An 18,288-nucleotide genomic window follows, 5' to 3' on the forward strand; every position below is an offset into this window, starting at 1 on the left:
CTCCTAAATCAGTATCTTAATCCAATTCCGCACCCCTATATACCTCAAACTGATACCGCCCACTTGAGCCGATCATCCGCATATAGCTCTTAATAAACGCCTTCATGGCTTCTTCCACAGCTTCATTCAACTCCATATACTGGATATCCGGTTCTTCCTTCAGAATCTCCAACATACTGTCCTTGGCATGGTTCATCAGATCAGTGCAGACATTGATCTTATTGATACCAAGCGCAACCGCCCTTTTGATATTTGCCTCTCCGGCGCCGCTGCCTCCGTGGAGCACCAGCGGCACGTCGAGAGCATGTTTCAACTCCTCCAGCCGGTCAAAATCCAGCTTCGGGATCATATTCTTCGGATAGCTGCCGTGAGCGGTTCCAATAGCGATGGCCAGGCAGTCACAGCCGGTCCGGCGGACGAACTCTGCGGCCTGCGCCACATTTGTGTAATAATCAGCGTTCTGCCCATCCGCATTTGCCGCCACGCCCACGTGGCCCAGCTCCGCTTCCACGGAGATGCCCTTTGCGTGGGCCAGGGAGACCACCGCACGGACACGGCGGATGTTCTCCTCGAATTCATAGCTGGAGGCGTCCACCATGACGCTGGAGTAGCCGCAGTGGATGGCCTGGACGATGTCCTCCATATTGACGCCGTGGTCGATGTTGAGCGCTACCGGGACGGATGCCCGCTCTGCTAAATCCCTCACCATGGGAGCCATGATATACGGGTAGGCGTGAGCTTTCATCTGCCGTGGGGAGATATTTAAGATGACGGCGGAATGCTCCTCCTCGGCGCTCTCAATGCAGGCTTTTACCTGTTCCATATTGACCACGTTGATCGCCATCACTGCGTAGTTGTGGTCCCTGGCGTGTAAAAGCATTTCTTTCATAGATGTATACATAAAACCTCCTTGTTTATTCTGCTTTCTGGTCAGCCAGCGGACGTTTCAGAACTGCGTAGAGCACTCCGGTGATACAGCTTCCAAGCATCCACAGGCCGATGAACAGGAGCGGGTTGGAGGTCATGGCGATGACGAAGGCGCCGCCGTGTACCGCAGGGGATTCCAGCATAGTCACCATGCACAGGCCGCCGGTGACGGCGCCGCCGATCATGCAGGATGCAATGACGCGGATCGGGTCGTTTACCAGGAACGGGATGACGGCTTCTTCTATGTAGCAGAAGGATAGCAGAAATGCGGATTTGGCATTCTCACGGTCCACGTCGTCAAATTTCTTTTTGCCGCCAAGCAGGGTTGCGATCGCAATGCCCATGGGCGCGGTCATACCGGAACACATTTTGGCGGAGGTGGGGATGAAGAAACCGTCCGCGTTTAAGCCGTTGGTGAACATGGCGGCGGCTTTTCCGATGGGGCCGCCCATATCAGCGCACATCATGGCGCCGATCACTGCGCCCAGCACGAACTTGGAGCCGGTGTTTAAGCTCATCAGCCAGGACTGCAGCGTATTCATGCACCAGCTTATGGGCGTGCCCAGGATGTAGTACATGACAAGGCCGCAGATCAGGGTGGTAAATACCGGGATCACCAGGATCGGCATGATGCCCTGCAGGTTTTTGTGGACCGGGATCTTTTTCATGGCAAGGACCACATAGCCCACCAGGATGCCGCCGATCAGACCGCCGACGAAACCGGTGTTGATGGAGTTTGCCAGGGCGCCCATGGCCAGGCCGGGGGCGATACCGGGTTTGTCCGCCATGGCGTAAGCGGTGAACGCCGCCACCGCCGGGACGGTGAACTGCCAGAGGCTGGTACCGATCAGGTAGATGACCTTGGCAAAGGTGTCAATAGTCGCCATCTCGGCGCCGATGTTGTAGCCGCCCATCATCTTGGCGATGGCCTGGAGGACACCGCCGCCGACGATCACCGGGATCATATAGGAGATACCGGTCATAAAGGAATCTTTGATAAATGCACCTGTACTTTTCTTTTTCGCATTCTTTCTCTTAAGCTCTGCCATAATTATTCCAACGCCTCCATCAGTTCTGCAACAATACCATCGGGATCTTTTACGGCCTCCTGAACGGCTACGGTCATGGTCGGCACATCCTTGAACCGGTCAGCGTTCTTGATACGGATATCACTGGCGATCAGTGCGGCGTCGGCTCTCTCTAAATCCTCCGCGGTGATCTCATTTTCCAGTCCCTGGGCCCCCTGAGTTTCAACTTTTACTTCGTGTCCAGCGTTCTTGAACGCCTTTTCCAGATTGGCTGCCGCCATATACGTGTGGGCGATCCCCACCGGGCAGGCTGTTACACATACGATATACATACATTAAACCCCCTTCTTTGATAATAGATTTTTTATATCTTCAATGGTTTCCGATTCCAGAAGGCCGTTCCTGAAATCGTCATCCATCAAATTTCTTGCCAGTGTGGACAACATGGTCAAATGCGCGTTGTCGCTGTCGTCCGGTGCGGCCAGCATGATGATGAACGTCACCGGTTTTCCGTCAAATGCGTCCCAGTCGATGCCGCGCTTGAGTTTTATCATAGAAAATGCGGCTTCCTTCACTACGCTGTTCTTACAATGGGGGATGGCTACCTGCATCCCGATGCCGGTGGCAAATTCATTTTCCCGCTCTAAAACGCCCTGGGTGTAAATGTCACGGTCGCTCACTTTACCCGCCTCATAAAAGAGAGAAGCGATCTTCTGGATGGCGTCGTCCTTTGTAGCAGCGTCAAAGTCAAACCGGACCAGCCGCTCGTCTACCATACTGCTTAAGTCTAAATCCATATTATTTCCTCCAAACATTCTATTATCCGTGCAGGCCGTTCTGGTACTGGCTGCCGGATTTTCTTCGCCGGAACTTCTGATGTCGTCCGGCGTTGTTTGCTATGGCTCTAAGATACCAGTTAAATCCGTGGAAAACAAATCAATAATCTGCACCAGCATGGTGAAAAGTTTGGTGAAATGGAGAGATGAAAGAGAAAACGAGGGAATATAAGAGGAAAACCACGAAATAAGCAGAATTATCTTTGAAATTGACAAAAGTGCCGCACGATACTGGTGCAATTAATTGATTATTGTTTATTAGAAAAAACAATTATAATGATAACAGTCCAGATGACCGAAAATTGGATATGCGGACAGTCACAAAACAATAAAAACACAAAGACATGAAAATAGGAAAAGGAGAGAATGTTCTATGGAAAATTTTGAATTTTATTCACCGACAAAGGTTATCTTTGGAAAAGACGCAGAACTGCAGGTTGGCGCTGAGATCGCATCCAGAGGTTATAAAAAAGTGCTGGTGCATTTTGGAGGGACTTATTTAAAAGAAACAGGAGAGCTGGACCGGATCCATAAGAGCTTGACGGACGCGGGGCTTACGTTTGTGGATCTGGGAGGAGTGGTCCCGAATCCCAGGCTTTCCCTTGCAAGGGAGGGCGTGGAGCTGTGCAAAAGGGAGGGCGTGGACTTTATCCTGGGAGTTGGCGGCGGAAGCGCCATCGATTCCTCCAAAGCGATCGCCTATGGGCTTGCCAATGATTTTCCGCTGGAGGATCTTTTCCTGGGCAAGGTGAAGACCACAAAGACCGCTCCGGTGGGGTGCATCACTACGATCGCAGCCACCGGGTCTGAGACCAGCAATTCCACGGTGGTAACGTTAGAGACCAAAGACCAGGGCGTTTTAAAACGTTCCTATAATCATGACTGTGCAAGGCCTCTGTTTGCAGTGATGAACCCGGAACTGACCTATACCCTTCCCGCTTACCAGACAGCCAGCGGCGGCGCGGACATCATGATGCACACCATGGAGCGCTATATTACCCAGGCAAAGAACGTGGAGCTGAGCGACCGGATCTCGGAGGGACTTTTGGTGACGGTGCGGGATGCGACCATAAAAGCGCTGAAAGACCCGAAGGATTATGAGGCGAGGGCAAACTTAATGTGGGCGGAGCTTATCCCACAACGGCCTGACCGGCACCGGAAGGATCAATGATTTCCCGGTGCACAAGATCGGCCATGAGCTGAGCGCCATGTTCGACGCGACCCACGGAGCCAGTCTGACTGCGACATGGTCTGCCTGGGCAAAGACCGTGTACAAGAGTAACCCCGCGCGGTTTGCACGGTTTGCGGTGGAGGTCTTTGGCGTGGAGTTAAATTTTGACGATCTGGAGGAGACCGCGCTGGCTGGAATCGACGCCTGGGACGAGTGGTGCAGAAAGATCGGGATGCCCACCACCATCACCGGGCTGCTGGGCAAAGCTCCGACCGAAGCGCAGATCGAGGAGATGGCGGAAAAAGCCGCAGCCACCGGAGGCGGTGTTATCGGCCTGTTCCACCGGCTGGATAAAAATGACCTGGTTGACATCTATAAGAAAGCACTGTAAGCTTAAAAAATAATGGTACCAAAAATGAGTATGGTGAGAGAGGTTGCCTATGCTGCTGCCAAGACAAAAGCGGATCGTAGAATTGATATACAGGAGTAAGGACGGATTAACAACAACAGAACTGGCAAATGCGCTTAACATCAGTCAGCGGACGGTGAAATCGGAAATCCAGAAGATCAAAGAGGAGCTGAGGTTTTCCGGCTGTGAGATCCATGCCAAGGCGGGAAAAGGCGTATGGATCTCCTATAATGACGAGGGGAGAAGATTCCTGGATAACCTGATGCTGAATGGGGAATCGCCATGCTCATTTTTACCGGAGGTGCGGAAATATTATATCGCGCTCGAGCTTTTGGATTCCGATGATTTCATATCCATGGAGACGATCTCCGATTCCATGTATGTGAGCAAGGGCACGGTGGTCAACGACATCAACAAGCTGGAGGAATTTTTTGAAAAGCAGGGACTTTCTCTGGAGCGGAAGGTAAAATACGGAGTCCGTATCCTGGGCCGGGAAAAGCAGATCCGCATCGCCAAAGCCAATGTGATCCGCTCCATCGTCACGTCTCAGGGAAAAGCGGCGGCCTTAAAGCTCCAGCCGTTTTTCGACGATATGGATTTAGACAGCTTAAATGAGATCCTCCAGGAGAGCGAGGAGAAGTTCAGCTTTGTTTTGACGGATGCTTCCTATTTTGAGATGCTGATCCATCTGGCGATCATTGTAAAGCGGCTCTTGAGGGGGAAATCCTGTTCCATAGAGGAGGAAAAGCTCCAGGAATACCGGGAGAAGGACGACTTTGAGATCTGCCGTTTTCTGGGCGTGCGCCTTCAGGAGAATTTCGGCGTGGAGGTATCGGAGGGGGATATCATTTACATCCACATGAACTTATCCGCCGCGAAAATGATGCGGGAGGCGCTGGTGCTCTCCCAGGAACCCAGGTGCCTGCGCGAAGTGCCGCCCCAGACCTTTGAGGCATGGGAGCGGATCGTGGGGGAGGTGGGGGAACTGTACGGGGAGAACCTGCTGGACGACAACACCTTTAAAACTGCGCTGTTTGTGCATCTAAACGCCATGTTCAACCGCCTGCGCAACAAGATCTACCTGGACAACCCCCTAAAGACCATGGTAAAGGAGGAACTGGCCTATGAGTTTGACGTGGCAACCTATATGGCGGGCCTTCTTTTGGCGGAGTACGGCATCGAGCTGGGGGAAAATGAGATCTGTGACATTGCGCTCTACATCGGAGCGAGCCTGCAGCGGGAGCAGGCCCAGAAAAAGGTGGAGCAGCCCAGGGTCATGGTGGTGTGCAGTACCGGAGTGGGGACGTCCCAGTTTGTGGTGGCAAGGCTCAAGCTGTATTTTCCGGATATGATCATTGACAAGGTGGTCCCGGCTTCTAAAGCGCAGGCGCTTCTGGAGAAAGATCCAATGGATTTTGTGATCTCCACCGTGCCGCTGAAGCTGGAGCTGGACCGCTGCCGTGTGATCCCTGTCTCACCTCTTTTAAATGACCATGATATCAACAAGATCAAGATGGCGGTCACCGCGGCGCCCGTCAGGACGGTGCCGTCCTCCGGGGGAAAGTACGCCAATCTCCTGAAGCTGATGAACGGACGCACTTCTATCTTGAGATGTGACTGCCGTTCCAAGGATGAGGCGATCCGCCTTTTAGGCGGGCGGCTGCAGCGGGAGGGCTATGTGGACGAGGGATTTGTGGATTCGGTGTTTGTCCGGGAGAATCTGGCTGCCACGTCCATCGGCTGTACCTTTGCGATCCCTCATGCCTACGAGGGTCATGTGCTCCGGCAGGGGATCGGCCTGATGACCCTAAAGCACCCGGTACTGTGGGGCGGTGAGGAGAAGGTGCAGATCATCCTGATGCTCTCTATCGATGCAAAGTTAAACGAGTCCTTCAAGGTGATCTTCAGCGAGCTTGCGAACCTGACCAAGGATATGCTGGCTGTGGACCGGATCCTGAAAGCGGACCGGTTCAGCGATATACTTAAAGTATTTAAGTAAAACTGTTAAGTAAAACTGCCGGGATTTAAATGGTTATATTAATAGAGGTATATGATTATGAATGTATCAAAGAAAAGATGGGGATATCTGGCGGTGGCGGTCCTGATCCTGCTGTTTGCGGGGATCGGATATGCATTCTCCCTGTTCGTAGGAGCGATCGAGCAGGACCTGGGACTGACCCGCGCCGATACCTCCCTGGTATTTACCCTGTGTTTTATCTGTTTTGCATCCGGCTCCCTGGTCACCGGGTTCCTGCTGCGCAGGCTGTCGCCGAAAATCCTTCTGCGGGTTGGCGCGGTGATGATCGGCGCCGGGTTTCTTATGTCCGCCGGAGCGGCCCGTCTCTGGCAGCTTTATTTCACCTACAGCATCCTGTGTGGGTTTTCCATCGGGATCGCTTATAACGTGATGATCAGTATGATCCCGCTGTTTTTCCATGATAAGGTGGGACTGGCTACAGGCATCCTGCTGATGGGTTTTGCCATGAGCACAACCGTGCTGGGGCCGTTCTGCCAGATGGGGATGTCTGCATTTGGATGGAGGGGCGTGTTCCTGGCGCTGGGGGGCAGCGAGGCCGCTGCATTCTTTATCGGGAGCGTGGTGATCCATGCACCGTCCGGAGCGGAGGAGAAGGCGCTGGCACAGCAGCAGAAAGCGCTGGCACAGCGGGAGAAGGCGCAGGCGCAGGCAGCTGTCTGTGATTTGACTGAGGCGGAAAAAACCTTTACGCAGCCGGATTTCTCTCCTTGTGCCATGATCAGGATGAAATCCTTTTATGTATTCATCTCCATCTACATCTCCATCGGCGGCGTAGGCATGGCCTTCATCAACCATGGGGCGATGACGCTTCAGGAGGATTTAGGCCAGAGCCTGGCCCTCAGCACCCTGATCGTCGGAGCTGTCTGCATGTTCAACGGAATCGGACGTGTACTCTGGGGCATCGTTTACGACCGCATCGGAAGCGCGGCCTCCCTGCGGTATCTGGGCATCCTGCTGATCCTGGCGCTGGGCGCCGTACTTGGTTCCCTGTATATAAGCTCCGTCTGGTTGTTTGCTTTTGGCATGGCCCTGGTGATGTTCTGCTATGGGGGCAGCTCCAGCCTCGCCCCGATCATCGTCAGAGCGCTGTTTGGAGACAATTATTTCTCCGCAAACTTTGCCATCACAAACATTGGAACCATGATCCTGTCCAGTGTTCCGGCTCTGATCGGCATGATCCAGATGCACACAGGAAGCTATACGGCCCCCTACATACTGCTCAGTGCATTTGCCGCAGTAAGCTTTTTCATGGCCTGCCTGTACCGTAAAGTCACGGAACGGGAACTGGGACATGTGTGCTGAGGCGTTTTAGCTGTCCTGTGTGCATTTGATCTACTCAGTAATAAAACAGTCAGCGCATAAAAAATGCTTGCAAAAAGCAACGAAATATGGTAGTATGGGAACAAGAAAGGAAATCGATTTCCTTTCCGGAAAGAGGATGCTATGAACAAAAGTAGTGTAACCATTTATGACATTGCAAAAGAGGCAAACGCTTCACCGGCTACTGTTTCCAGGGTCCTGAACAATTCTCAACATCCGGTAAAGCAGGAGATGAGAGACCGGATTTTGGAAACGTCCAGACGCATGGGCTATATACCGAACCTACAGGCCAGGAACTTAAAAAGCCAGAAGAGTACCTCGATCGGAATCATCATCCCTTCCATTGCGAATCCGTTTTATCCATCTATTGTTCGGGGGATAGAGGACGAGATTGTCAGCAGAAACTATCATATGATCATTTCCAGCTGCGACAGAGATATTGAGCGAACCAATTACAGTATTGAGAACATGTTGGCGGTTAATGTTCAGGGGATCATAAGTATTTATATGGATGCAGTGCCGGAAGGGCTGTGGAAACTGGTTGAACGGGGAAGTATGGCGCTGAATGTGGTTGCCAATGGCAAATGCCTTCCAGGTATGCACACTATCCTGGTGGATAAGGTAGAGGAGTGTAAAATTGCAGTTCGCTATCTGCTGGAGCAGGGCCATAAAAAGATTGCAATCCTGTTTGACCGGCTGGATAACTCTATCCGTACGAACCGGTTAACTGGTTATCAGGAAGCCTTAAAAGAGAATGGGATAGAATATTGTGAGGATTTTGTGTATATTTTAGGCCGTGATGCAGACGGGGATGTGACCGAGTCTTCAGAAAAAGGCTATTTGCTGGCCAGGGCCATGTTGAATAAAACACCGGAGGTGACAGCGTTTGTATGTATGAATGATGCGATGACGCTTGGCGCTTTAAAGGCAGTCCGGGAGGCGAATAAGCTTGTTCCGGGAGATTATTCCGTTATCAGCTTCGATGATTTGGTGTTTGCTGATTCCGTGTATCCTGCGCTGACTACGGTTGGACTTGACAAGTATCAGTGGGGGAGAAAGCTTGCCCAATACTATTTTGATCTGATGGACCAGCCGGACAGGAACGAGTCCGTAGTGACGGAAAAAGAGGTGCTGATCACTTCAGAATTGATCATCAGGCAAAGTGTGAAAAAAATCTTATAAGATATTTTATACACCGGTGCAGCCGGTGTATAAAACGCAGCAAAAGGAAATCGATTTCCTTATTTTTACCAGCAAAAGGAAATCGATTTCCCATAGCAATAGACAGAGGAAACTGAATATAGTTCTAAGCAGCTATATTTAAGTATATAAAAATCTAATGTTGAAAGGGGTACTATGATGAAAACAGCAACCATGAAAACAGCAACAGGAATTATTTTAACGGCAGCAGTTCTGGGAGCACTGACAGGGTGCACGAAGATGTCTGAGACGACAGCAGAAACAGCGGCAATGGCGGCTGCCTCAGATGCACCAAAGGGCGGAGCGGACGCGGACACTGCGGCTAAAGCCGCAATCAAACTAATTGGAGCCCATGTCAATACGACAGACAGCTCCTATCAGGCGGGATTTGAAGCGATGAAGGAAAAGCTGGAAGAGATTTCAGGCGAAACCATGACAGTCGAAATCCATCCCAATGGGGAACTTGGAGGGAATGAGGCGGAGCTGGTTGAGAAAATGGCTACGGGTACGGTCGATATGATCGTGGCTTCCCCCAATTTTGTCGCGACCACAGGGGTAAAGGAAGCGGATCTGTTCTCAATTCCTTTTCTTTACACAGGGCTGGAACACTGGAATGCGGTAGTTGACGGTGAGGTGGGACAGGCTATTTCTGGCAGGATCAATGCCGCAGGCACGCTTCATTCCCTGGGTTACTGGAGCTGTGGAACCAGAGAGTATTTCGGCGTGAAGGCAATCCATACGCTGGAGGATCTGAAAAATGTGAAAATCCGGGTCCAGGATTCCGATGCAGTGCGTTCTGTGTGGAGCGCGCTTGGAGCCAACCCCACTACACTGGCCTACAATGAGCTTTACAGCGGGCTGCAGAATAATGTCATTGACGCTGCGGAAAATGATCTCGGCAATATCCTTTTACAGAAGTTTTATGAAGCTGGTCCATATGTTTCGCTGACGGATCATGATATTGCCACAAGAATGTTTTTAATTGGGGCGCAGAAATATAATGGATTGACAGACGAGCAGAGAGCCTGGGTCGATGAAGCTGCCGAATATGCCTGTGTTGAGCAGAGGAAGTTTGATCAGGCATTGAACAATGAGGCGTTGGAGCAGATTAAGGCCAACGGCGGGATTGTCAATGAAGTGGACAAGGAGAGCCTGATTGCGGCGTGTGCGGATGCCAGGGAAACAGCAGCAGAAAAGCTTGGGGCCGCTGACCTGTATCAGATGGTGAATGAGGCAGCCCGCTAAGTAAAAGCAAATCCACAATGATTAACAGGGGAGGGTACCATGCTGTGATGCCGGTATGCCCTCTCCTGCTGAACGGAGGATCAGGATATGAAGAAAATATGCGACATGATAGAAAAGGGAATGTACGGTGTGGGAATGCTTGCGGTTGCCGTATTTTTTATCTGTACAACAGTCCAGGTATGTTCTCGGGTCTTTGGATTTCAGGCGGCATTTACGGAGGAGGTTGCCAATACTGCGTTGGCCTGGTGCTGCTTTATCGGCGCGGCTCCTATGGTGCGTTCCAATGAACATTTCCGTTTCACTGCATTGACGGAGAAATTAAAGGGGAAGGCGTTCTTTTTGGATGAAGCTGCGTGCCTGTTTTTCGTGTTTGTATTCAACATGTTTGTAGCTTTCTATGGAATTCTTCTTGTAAAACAGTTTTCAGCGTGGCAGATGACAACACTTCCGGTGAGCAAAGGCTGGTGCTGGCTTTGTGTACCTGTATTTGGCATTGCGGCATCCATGTTTTCACTGGAAAATTTGACAGGGCATATTAAGAAGCCAAACAGGCGCAGTCTGACAGATGCGGTTGATGAGGCCATGAAGGAGGTGGATTTATGATTTTTGTGCTGGTAGGGGCCTTCCTTGTCCTTTTATTTATGGGGGTGCCAATTGCTTATATACTTGGGCTAGTAGCGTTGCTCGGAATCTCTCAGCTTGGTTCTATTTCCATGATTACCGTGGTACAGAAAATGTTTACGGGACTTAACAGTTTTACTCTGCTGGCTGTTCCCTTGTTTGTTTTGGCAGCCAATATCATGAACCGGGCTAAAATCAGTGAAAAGCTGATCCAGTTCTGCAATGGGATCGTAGGGAGGTTTCCGGGGGGACTGGCGTATGCCAATGTGCTGGTATCCATGTTATTTGCGGGGATTTCCGGTTCCTCCCAGGCTGACACGGCCGGTATTGGGTCCATATTGATTCCGGCAATGGAAAAGGAGGGCTATCGGCAGGAAACCTCGGTCGGGGTTACGGCTGCGTCCTCTACTATCGGCATTGTGATCCCGCCCTCCATTCCAATGGTCGTATATGCTTCCGTAGCCGGCGCGTCGATCGGAGCGTTGTTTCTGGGCGGCGTTGTCCCTGGAATATTAATCGGCGGGGGACAGATGCTTGTTATTTATCTGGGCAATAAAAAGTACCATTATCCCAAGCAGCCGCCCATGTCGTTGAAAGCATTTGCCAAACTGGCCGTAACCTGCCTGCCGCCGGTGCTGACACCGGTTATTATTATCGGCGGTGTGATCGGCGGGATATGCACGGCTACTGAGTCGGCCGCCGTTGCCTGTATTTATGCGATTATCCTTGGGGTATTTGTCTTTAAAAACTTAAGCTTAAAGGATATTAAGCCATTGCTTTACGACACGCTCCGGACCAGCGCCACCTCGCTGTTTGCCCTTGCGACTGCAAATGCATTAGGCCAGCTGCTCAGCTATTATAATGTGGGAGTCCTGGTGCAGCAGATGTTTGCTGATCATTTCCCCTATAAATGGCAGTTCCTTCTTGCCCTGATTGCATTCTATCTGTTTCTTGGCACATTTATGGATGCGATTCCGGCAATGATCCTGTTTGTTCCGGTCCTTATGCCGGTAGCGACAGCGTTTGGCATCACACCGGTTCAGTTAGGGCTTATTATTGTCATTACGCTGGCTATTGGACAGGTCACGCCTCCCTATGGGCTGTGTCTGCTGATTGCAGGGCGTATATCGGGGATGAGTGTGCAAAAGTCATTCCGGGCAGTGCTTCCCTATATTGCGGTATCCGTGATCGTAGTGATTTTGATCGCATTTTTGCCGGATGTTGCATTTACGCTTCCGAAAATGATGAAGCCTGAATGGTTTTAAAATAACTGGATTGTGAGGATAAAATATGAATAAGATGAAAGTGGCAGTGGTGACCCTGGGAGACAGCCGAAAGGAGTTTTACAAAAAGCGCAGGCATATTGCGGACGCGGAGATTGAGAAAGTAAAGGCAGCATTTGGAGACCAGTATGATCTGTTTCTGCCACCGATCGTATTTGACGCAGAGGAAGGACTGGCTGTGGCAGATGAGATCAGGCAAAGGGGGATCCGGGCTGTCATTCTGCACCTTCCAATTTGGGCCACGCCGTCCCTGGCGTTCCGCATCGCATACGCAACGGATTATCCGGTACTTTTGCTTGGTAATTTGCAAAGAGACACCTCCAGTCTTGTGACACTTCTTGCGGTAGCGGGGATGTTGGATCAAACGGGGAAAAAATGTATCAGGGTGTCTGGTGAGTACAGGGATTTAAAGCTTCAGCAAAAGGTGGATGCGTTTATCCGGGGGATTTCTGTGACCGAGGGGATACGCAGATCCAGCTATGGCATGATTGGAGGCAGAAGTATTGGGATTGGCACTACAGTGGCAGATCCCAGCCAGTGGCAAAAGCAGTTCGGCGTGGAATTCGACCATTGTGATCAGTATGAGATTGTTTACAGAGCAGCGGCAATTGAGAATGACCGTGTGAAACAACATCTGCAATGGGTGAAGGCGTATAGTTCCCTGGCGGGTTATTCCGGTAAGTTTACGGAAGAAACGCTGGAACTGCAGGTGAGAAGCTACCTTGCACTGAAGGATATGGCGGCAGAAAAGAAATATGATTTTATGGGAATCAAGTGTCAGCAAGACATGAGTGATCACTTTGTGTTGCAGTGCCTGGGGGTTGCGCTTTTAAACAATCATTATGATGCGGACGGTGAAAAACAGCCGATCCCAACGTCCTGTGAATGTGATTGCGATGGGGCGTTGACGATGCGGATTCTGAGCCTGTGCGCAGAAGGAGCACCATCCTGTCTGCTGGATATAAAATTCTTTGATGAAGCCAGCAAAGAGTTTGTGCTGGCAAACTGTGGCAGTGTTGCTCCGTATTTTGCAAATCCGGATGACCGTGAGGATGCATTGAAAAAAACTGTGCTTATGCCTCATATTTTTGGGGAAGCAGGAGGCGCGTCGCTTCAGATGATTGCCAAACCGGGCGCGGTGACAGTAGCAAGGCTGTTTCGCAGCAATGGAAATTATGTATTGGGCTGCTTTGAGGGGACTACAAAGATGTATCCTGTAGAAAAATTGAAGGAAACGACGTACTGTTATCCGCACGCATTTGTCGAGGCAGACGTGGACTACCAGGCGTTCTACCAGAAAATAAATTCCAATCATTTGCATATGGTATATGGAAATTATGCAAAGGTTTTGGAAATGTTCTGTGATATGACAGGGATTGAATATCTTTGCTTTAATAAGTAAGCCTTAAACGGGTGTCTGTGAAACGCTTGCATAACCACCTCATTCCTGTTAAAATATCCATATTGAAATAAAAGGAAAAGAGGAACCACACCATGAAACGAGCATGCGGCATGCTGCTTCCGGTATCGAGCCTTCCGTCCAAATACGGGATCGGTGCATTTTCAAAAGAGGCATACGAATTCATAGATAAACTGGAGGCAGCGGGACAGAAGTACTGGCAGATCCTGCCCCTGGGGCCGACGGGATACGGAGATTCCCCTTACCAGTCCTTCAGCGCCTTTGCCGGGAATCCGTATTTTATCGATCTGGAGCAGCTGATCGATGATGAGCTGCTGACCAGGGAGGAATGTGATAACGCGGATTTTGGCAGCGACCGGAGGTTCATTCACTATGAAAAGCTTTACCGGAACCGTTTTCCGCTGTTGAAAAAGGCTTTTGTCCGCTGGAAGCAGCAGCGTCAGGCCGAGGGGCTGGATGAAAAGCAGACGCAGAAGATCCTTGGCAAGGCCCTGTCTGCGGAGACAAGAGAGTACTGTTTCTACATGGCGGTCAAGAATGCTTTCAATGGGAAAAGCTGGGATAAATGGGATCTGGATATCCGTACCCGTCAGGAGGGGGCGCTGAGAACATACCGGAAAGCTTTAAAGGACGAGATCGCCTTTTATGAATTCCAGCAGTATCTGTTTCAGGAGCAGTGGACACAGCTTAAGGATTATGCCAATGAAAAGGGCATCCGCATCATTGGGGATATCCCGATCTATGTGGCGTTTGACGGCGCGGACAGCTGGGCGCACCCGGAGCTGTTTCAGTTTGATGCAGACTGCAGGCCTGTAGGAGTGGCGGGCTGCCCGCCGGACGCATTTTCAGAGACCGGGCAGCTCTGGGGCAATCCCCTGTACCGCTGGGATTACCACAAAAAGACCGGGTATGACTGGTGGCTGAAACGCATGGAGTACAGCTTCCGGCTGTATGACGTGGTGCGGGTCGATCATTTCCGGGGATTTGACGAGTACTATGCGATTCCGGCGCAGGATAAGACCGCTGAGAACGGACATTGGGAAAAAGGGCCTGGATATTCCCTGTTTAAAGCTATGGAGAAAAAGTTTGGCAGGCTGGATATCATCGCGGAGGATCTGGGATTTCTCACCCCATCCGTGCTGAAGCTTGTAAAAAAGACTGGTTTTCCAGGGATGAAGGTGCTGGAGTTTGCATTTGACGAGACAGGCGACAGTGCTTACCTGCCGCATAAATATCCGAAAAATTGTGTGGTTTATACTGGAACCCATGATAATATGACCCTTCAGGGCTGGTACCGCAGCCTGGATGCCGGAGCGCGGAGGTTTGCCCTGGATTATTTGGGCAATGCGCGTACTCCCCAGGGAGAGATCCATTGGGATTACATCCGGTTGGCGCTGCAGAGCGTAGCGCGTCTGGCGGTGATCCCGGTACAGGATTATCTGGGGCTTGGCGACTGGGCGAGGATCAATGAGCCGTCCACATTAGGCGAAAACTGGCGGTGGCGCATGGGCGCGGAGGATCTGACGGAGGATCTGATCAAAAAATGCCGGAGGATGGCAGAGATCTATGGAAGGATCGAGCGAACGGAAGATAAAAAGATATAATTGAGAAATTGACAAAACATAAAAAGTCCCGCACCGGAAAGCCTCCGGGGCGGGACTTTTGTCAATGCCCATTGATTCAGTTGATCGTTACGGTTGGTTCTGAGGATTCTGTGGAGGCAGCTTCCGTACTTTCCGGTACATCTGCGCCATGCTCAGATTCGTCAGTTGCGCCGCCCTCTAACGTCTCCACATCGCCCTCTTTATGGGATGTAAAGGTCCCCTGGACTTCATTGCCCGCCTTATCCTGGGCGAAGACATGCAGTCCAGCCGGATCCATCTCGTAGGAAAGGGTATTGGTGCTGCGGTCCACTGCGATGGGTTCCACGCGCTGTTCTGCAGAGTTCAGTGCATAAATGGAATCAAAATTGATGCCCGACTGGGTATCCCCCACGGTCAGGGTGACCACGCCGTCCTGGATCTGTGTCTTCGTAAAGGAAGGTGGGTTGTCATCCAGCACGTTCACATGTTCATAAACGGATGCAGGCATGCCGTTTAAGTTGACAACGGCGGCCTCAATAGAGCCATTTTTATATACGGTGGTGGTATAGGTGCGTTTCTTTCCCTTTTCCAGTTCTACTTCTTCTCCGTCGATCGTCATGCTTACGGACTTTGTCGGGAACCAGGATTTGACGGTTAGGGTGACCTGGGTGGACAGATAGTCGTTGGTGTCGGCAACGATCACCTCGATCTTCGGTTTTGCGATCACACAATAGAGCAGGATGCTGTTAAAAATAATAAATGGCAGGACATAAAACAGCAGGATATGCGGCCAGCCGCCGTCCTGTTTTTTTTGATACCTACCGGATTTATGGTAGGAAGAATTTTGATAGATTTCCATAGGATGCTCCTTTTTATCTCCAGGCAGATGCCCTGTTGTCTGTCCAATAGCATAGCAGAAAATACGTGGTTTTACAAGGAAAGATTTTCTTACGATGACCCTTTTCAGCCGGTGAGGTCTGTGGTATGATTAAAGCAATAGCGGTGGTTGGAGGGCAACGGCGTCCTCTGGATTGTGTGGGGGTTACACTTATGATACGAAAAGCGGCAGGATTTGCGGCAAAGGCGCATGCAGGCGCCCTGCGTAAGGGAAGTGGGATTCCCTATATTTATCATCCTATGGAGGTGGCGCTTATTGTAGCGCAGATGACGGATGATCCGGAGGTCATCGCAGCCGCTTATCTCCACGATGTGCTGGAGGATACGCAGGTCACGGCGGCAGAGCTTGAGCGGGAGTTTGGGAGCCGAATTCTGGCGCTGGTGAGCGCTGAGACTGAGGACAAGTCCCGGACGTGGAAGGAACGGAAGGAGGATACGATCCGTCATCTGGATACGGCCTCCTACGAGGTAAAGCTCCTCACTCTGGGGGACAAGCTGAGCAATATGCGCGCCACAGCCAGAGACTATATGGTGGTGGGAGATGAGATCTGGCAGAGATTCAACGAAAAGGACCGGGAGTGGCACCGGTGGTATCTGGCCGGTATCCTGGTGGGGCTTCAGGAGCTGGAGCATTTTACAGCATATCAGGAGCTGCGCCAGCTGTATCATTTTGTGTATTCGTGAAGGCCTGCATTTGTGGACGCCGATACTTAAGCGTGCAGAAACTTGATTTTGAGTATTGTCCTGAGAGATGCAATCCGGTATAATATTAACACGAAGTAGAACTTCCGCCGTGCTGAACAGCTGCACGTTATAAATATAAACATTATGTAGAGCAGTATCATATAGAGGTCCGGATCCAGGATCTCGCTGCTGCCGGTTTCTACGCCGGCGGCAGGCTCAAGGAAATTTCAGGAATTAATCTCTTATCTTTTAATTCCAACAGGTAAAACAAATCAAAAATGATAAAAACGGCAGTACGCCGGCGGCAGTGGTTCTATTCGTGTAAAAAAGTGAAAAAGGAGCTTATTTTATGCAAAAAGAGAATGAAAACCGAAAACAGTGGGTAAAAAATGTGCAGATGGGTCTCTGGGTGATCCTGATCCTGCTGCAGATGGCGGTGGTAAACTGCCTGGAATTGAGAGCGGAAACCTCCGAAAGCGCCGCTCCTGGGGGCCGTGATGCATTTACGGTCCGGCATGTGAAAAAGGATGTGGTATATGAGCAGGTAGAGGGCGGCGCGTCCCTGCCGGAGACCCTGGATGTCCGGATTGAGGAGGGCGGAGCCACGGTTACCGCTGTCTGCGCCATGGAGGAGAAGGTGATTTTAAGGGAACGGTGGGAGGACCATTTTTCTTTTCCGGTCACATTTCACTCCTACGATGCGGCTTTTTATCGGCTGGGGGATATCCTGATCCCTTTTGATGAGGAGCGCCCAAGACTGGAGGGCTGTGAGGAACAGCTTCTGGAGCTGGTGGGCTTGATGCCGGAGGATTACCGGATCACCTCTGTGCAGTGGGCAGGGGAGGCATACCAGGGGGAAGAGGGGGAGCTGTGCCGCGATGCCCTGGCGGCTGGGAACAAGCTGGTGAGGGATTACCGGGTTCGGTACGCGGGAACGGCGCAGATCCCGGCAAAACGAAACGTGAGTCTGCAAACGGAAGCGGATGAGGCTGTCACGGAACAGGCAATAGGAGCAGATGAGACTGCAGATGCATCTGGGACAGAGGTAAGTATTCAGATGGAGGCTTCAGAGGAGACACAGCCGCAGGCTGATACAGAGGGGATGCTCACTCTCTGGCAGAAGATCACCCGGACCCTGCTTGTGGTGATCGGGATCGGCGTGATTTTGTTCTTTGGCGGACTGTTGATTCTTGCCTTTCTGTGGGTGGTCAAAAAGCTGAGGAAGTGGTATACTGGACAAAAATGTAGACGCGCGGGTAAGCGCGGAAATAAGGAGGATCATTAAGCATGTATACAGAGAATAAAAATGTACCGGTAACAGACCTGGGAGGCGGGGTAAACCGCAAGATCTTATCTTACAGTGAAAACCTGATGACCGTGGAGCTTCATTTCCAGAAAGGCGCTGTGGGAGCAAAGCATTCCCATCCCCACGAGCAGATCGGATATATTGTGTCCGGAAGGCTGATCTATCAGGAAGAGGGCTGCGAAGACAAGGAGCTGCAGACCGGGGATACATACTATGTGAAGCCGGATGCGGTGCACGGGATTGAGGTGCTGGAGGACACGGTGCTCTTAGATATCTTTACACCGATGCGGAAGGATTTTGTTGAGTAGGGAGAAGCTTTT

At 51.1% G+C, this 18,288-nt stretch carries 18 protein-coding genes; 13 read left to right on the plus strand and 5 right to left on the minus strand.

The features are described 5' to 3' along the window. Positions 1–16: 16 nt before the first annotated feature. The 4 genes from AB1I67_RS07930 to AB1I67_RS07945 are packed head-to-tail and all read right to left on the minus strand — an operon-like array spanning position 17 to position 2,752. Positions 17–901 (minus strand): class II fructose-bisphosphate aldolase, encoded by an 885-nt coding sequence (locus tag AB1I67_RS07930; RefSeq protein WP_367029351.1) that lies wholly within the window; start codon positions 899–901, stop codon positions 17–19. Between the two features lie 13 nt (positions 902–914). Beyond that, positions 915–1,976 (minus strand): PTS fructose transporter subunit IIC, encoded by a 1,062-nt coding sequence (locus AB1I67_RS07935; protein ID WP_367029352.1) that lies wholly within the window; start codon positions 1,974–1,976, stop codon positions 915–917. 2 nt (positions 1,977–1,978) lie between these two features. Further along, positions 1,979–2,287: a fructose PTS transporter subunit IIB gene (locus tag AB1I67_RS07940; RefSeq protein ID WP_367029353.1), complete on the minus strand. Its 309-nt coding sequence runs from the start codon at positions 2,285–2,287 to the stop codon at positions 1,979–1,981. A gap of 3 nt (positions 2,288–2,290) precedes the next feature. Further along, the gene (locus AB1I67_RS07945; RefSeq protein WP_367029354.1) at positions 2,291–2,752 is read right to left on the minus strand and encodes a PTS sugar transporter subunit IIA; all 462 of its coding nucleotides are present in this window, start codon (positions 2,750–2,752) and stop codon (positions 2,291–2,293) included. A gap of 412 nt (positions 2,753–3,164) precedes the next feature. Here AB1I67_RS07945 and AB1I67_RS07950 point away from each other — a divergent pair, with 412 nt between their 5' ends. The 10 genes from AB1I67_RS07950 (at position 3,165) to malQ (ending at position 15,102) form a co-directional block, all read left to right on the plus strand. Continuing rightward, positions 3,165–3,962: an iron-containing alcohol dehydrogenase gene (locus AB1I67_RS07950; protein ID WP_367029355.1), complete on the plus strand. Its 798-nt coding sequence runs from the start codon at positions 3,165–3,167 to the stop codon at positions 3,960–3,962. Between the two features lie 7 nt (positions 3,963–3,969). Further along, a complete protein-coding gene (locus AB1I67_RS07955) occupies positions 3,970–4,353 on the plus strand; it encodes an iron-containing alcohol dehydrogenase (protein WP_367029356.1) in 384 nt (127 codons plus the stop codon). Between the two features lie 49 nt (positions 4,354–4,402). Then, complete coding sequence (locus AB1I67_RS07960; RefSeq protein ID WP_367029357.1) at positions 4,403–6,370, plus strand: BglG family transcription antiterminator; 1,968 nt, start codon at positions 4,403–4,405, stop codon at positions 6,368–6,370. A gap of 57 nt (positions 6,371–6,427) precedes the next feature. Further along, complete coding sequence (locus tag AB1I67_RS07965; RefSeq protein WP_367029358.1) at positions 6,428–7,711, plus strand: MFS transporter; 1,284 nt, start codon at positions 6,428–6,430, stop codon at positions 7,709–7,711. A 141-nt stretch (positions 7,712–7,852) separates the two neighbouring features. Further along, complete coding sequence (locus tag AB1I67_RS07970; RefSeq protein WP_367029359.1) at positions 7,853–8,911, plus strand: LacI family DNA-binding transcriptional regulator; 1,059 nt, start codon at positions 7,853–7,855, stop codon at positions 8,909–8,911. 174 nt (positions 8,912–9,085) lie between these two features. Then, positions 9,086–10,174 (plus strand): TRAP transporter substrate-binding protein, encoded by a 1,089-nt coding sequence (locus tag AB1I67_RS07975; protein WP_367029360.1) that lies wholly within the window; start codon positions 9,086–9,088, stop codon positions 10,172–10,174. 87 nt (positions 10,175–10,261) lie between these two features. Further along, a complete protein-coding gene (locus AB1I67_RS07980) occupies positions 10,262–10,777 on the plus strand; it encodes a TRAP transporter small permease subunit (protein ID WP_367029361.1) in 516 nt (171 codons plus the stop codon). Further along, positions 10,774–12,060, plus strand: coding sequence for a TRAP transporter large permease (locus tag AB1I67_RS07985; protein ID WP_367029362.1), 1,287 nt, complete (start codon positions 10,774–10,776; stop codon positions 12,058–12,060). Before AB1I67_RS07980 ends, AB1I67_RS07985 begins: the two co-directional genes overlap by 4 nt. A 25-nt stretch (positions 12,061–12,085) precedes the next feature. Continuing rightward, positions 12,086–13,480: an L-fucose/L-arabinose isomerase family protein gene (locus tag AB1I67_RS07990; RefSeq protein WP_367029363.1), complete on the plus strand. Its 1,395-nt coding sequence runs from the start codon at positions 12,086–12,088 to the stop codon at positions 13,478–13,480. 92 nt (positions 13,481–13,572) lie between these two features. Then, positions 13,573–15,102: a 4-alpha-glucanotransferase gene (gene malQ / locus AB1I67_RS07995; protein ID WP_367029364.1), complete on the plus strand. Its 1,530-nt coding sequence runs from the start codon at positions 13,573–13,575 to the stop codon at positions 15,100–15,102. Positions 15,103–15,178: 76 nt separating this feature from the next. Here malQ and AB1I67_RS08000 read toward each other — a convergent pair whose 3' ends face one another. Continuing rightward, positions 15,179–15,940, minus strand: a complete 762-nt coding sequence (locus AB1I67_RS08000) for a hypothetical protein (protein WP_367029365.1) — start codon at positions 15,938–15,940, stop codon at positions 15,179–15,181. 125 nt (positions 15,941–16,065) lie between these two features. Between AB1I67_RS08000 and AB1I67_RS08005 the strand changes: the two genes are divergently transcribed. From AB1I67_RS08005 to AB1I67_RS08015, 3 genes are all read left to right on the plus strand, one after another. After that, positions 16,066–16,662 (plus strand): HD domain-containing protein, encoded by a 597-nt coding sequence (locus tag AB1I67_RS08005; protein ID WP_367029366.1) that lies wholly within the window; start codon positions 16,066–16,068, stop codon positions 16,660–16,662. A gap of 349 nt (positions 16,663–17,011) precedes the next feature. Then, entirely contained in the window at positions 17,012–17,947 is a 936-nt protein-coding gene (locus AB1I67_RS08010; protein WP_367029367.1) for a hypothetical protein, read from the plus strand. A gap of 2 nt (positions 17,948–17,949) precedes the next feature. Further along, positions 17,950–18,276, plus strand: coding sequence for a cupin domain-containing protein (locus tag AB1I67_RS08015; RefSeq protein WP_367029368.1), 327 nt, complete (start codon positions 17,950–17,952; stop codon positions 18,274–18,276). The last annotated feature ends 12 nt before the right edge of the window (positions 18,277–18,288 follow it).

It is taken from the genome of Clostridium sp. AN503 (genome assembly GCF_040719375.1).
Lineage (GTDB): Bacteria > Bacillota > Clostridia > Lachnospirales > Lachnospiraceae > Brotaphodocola.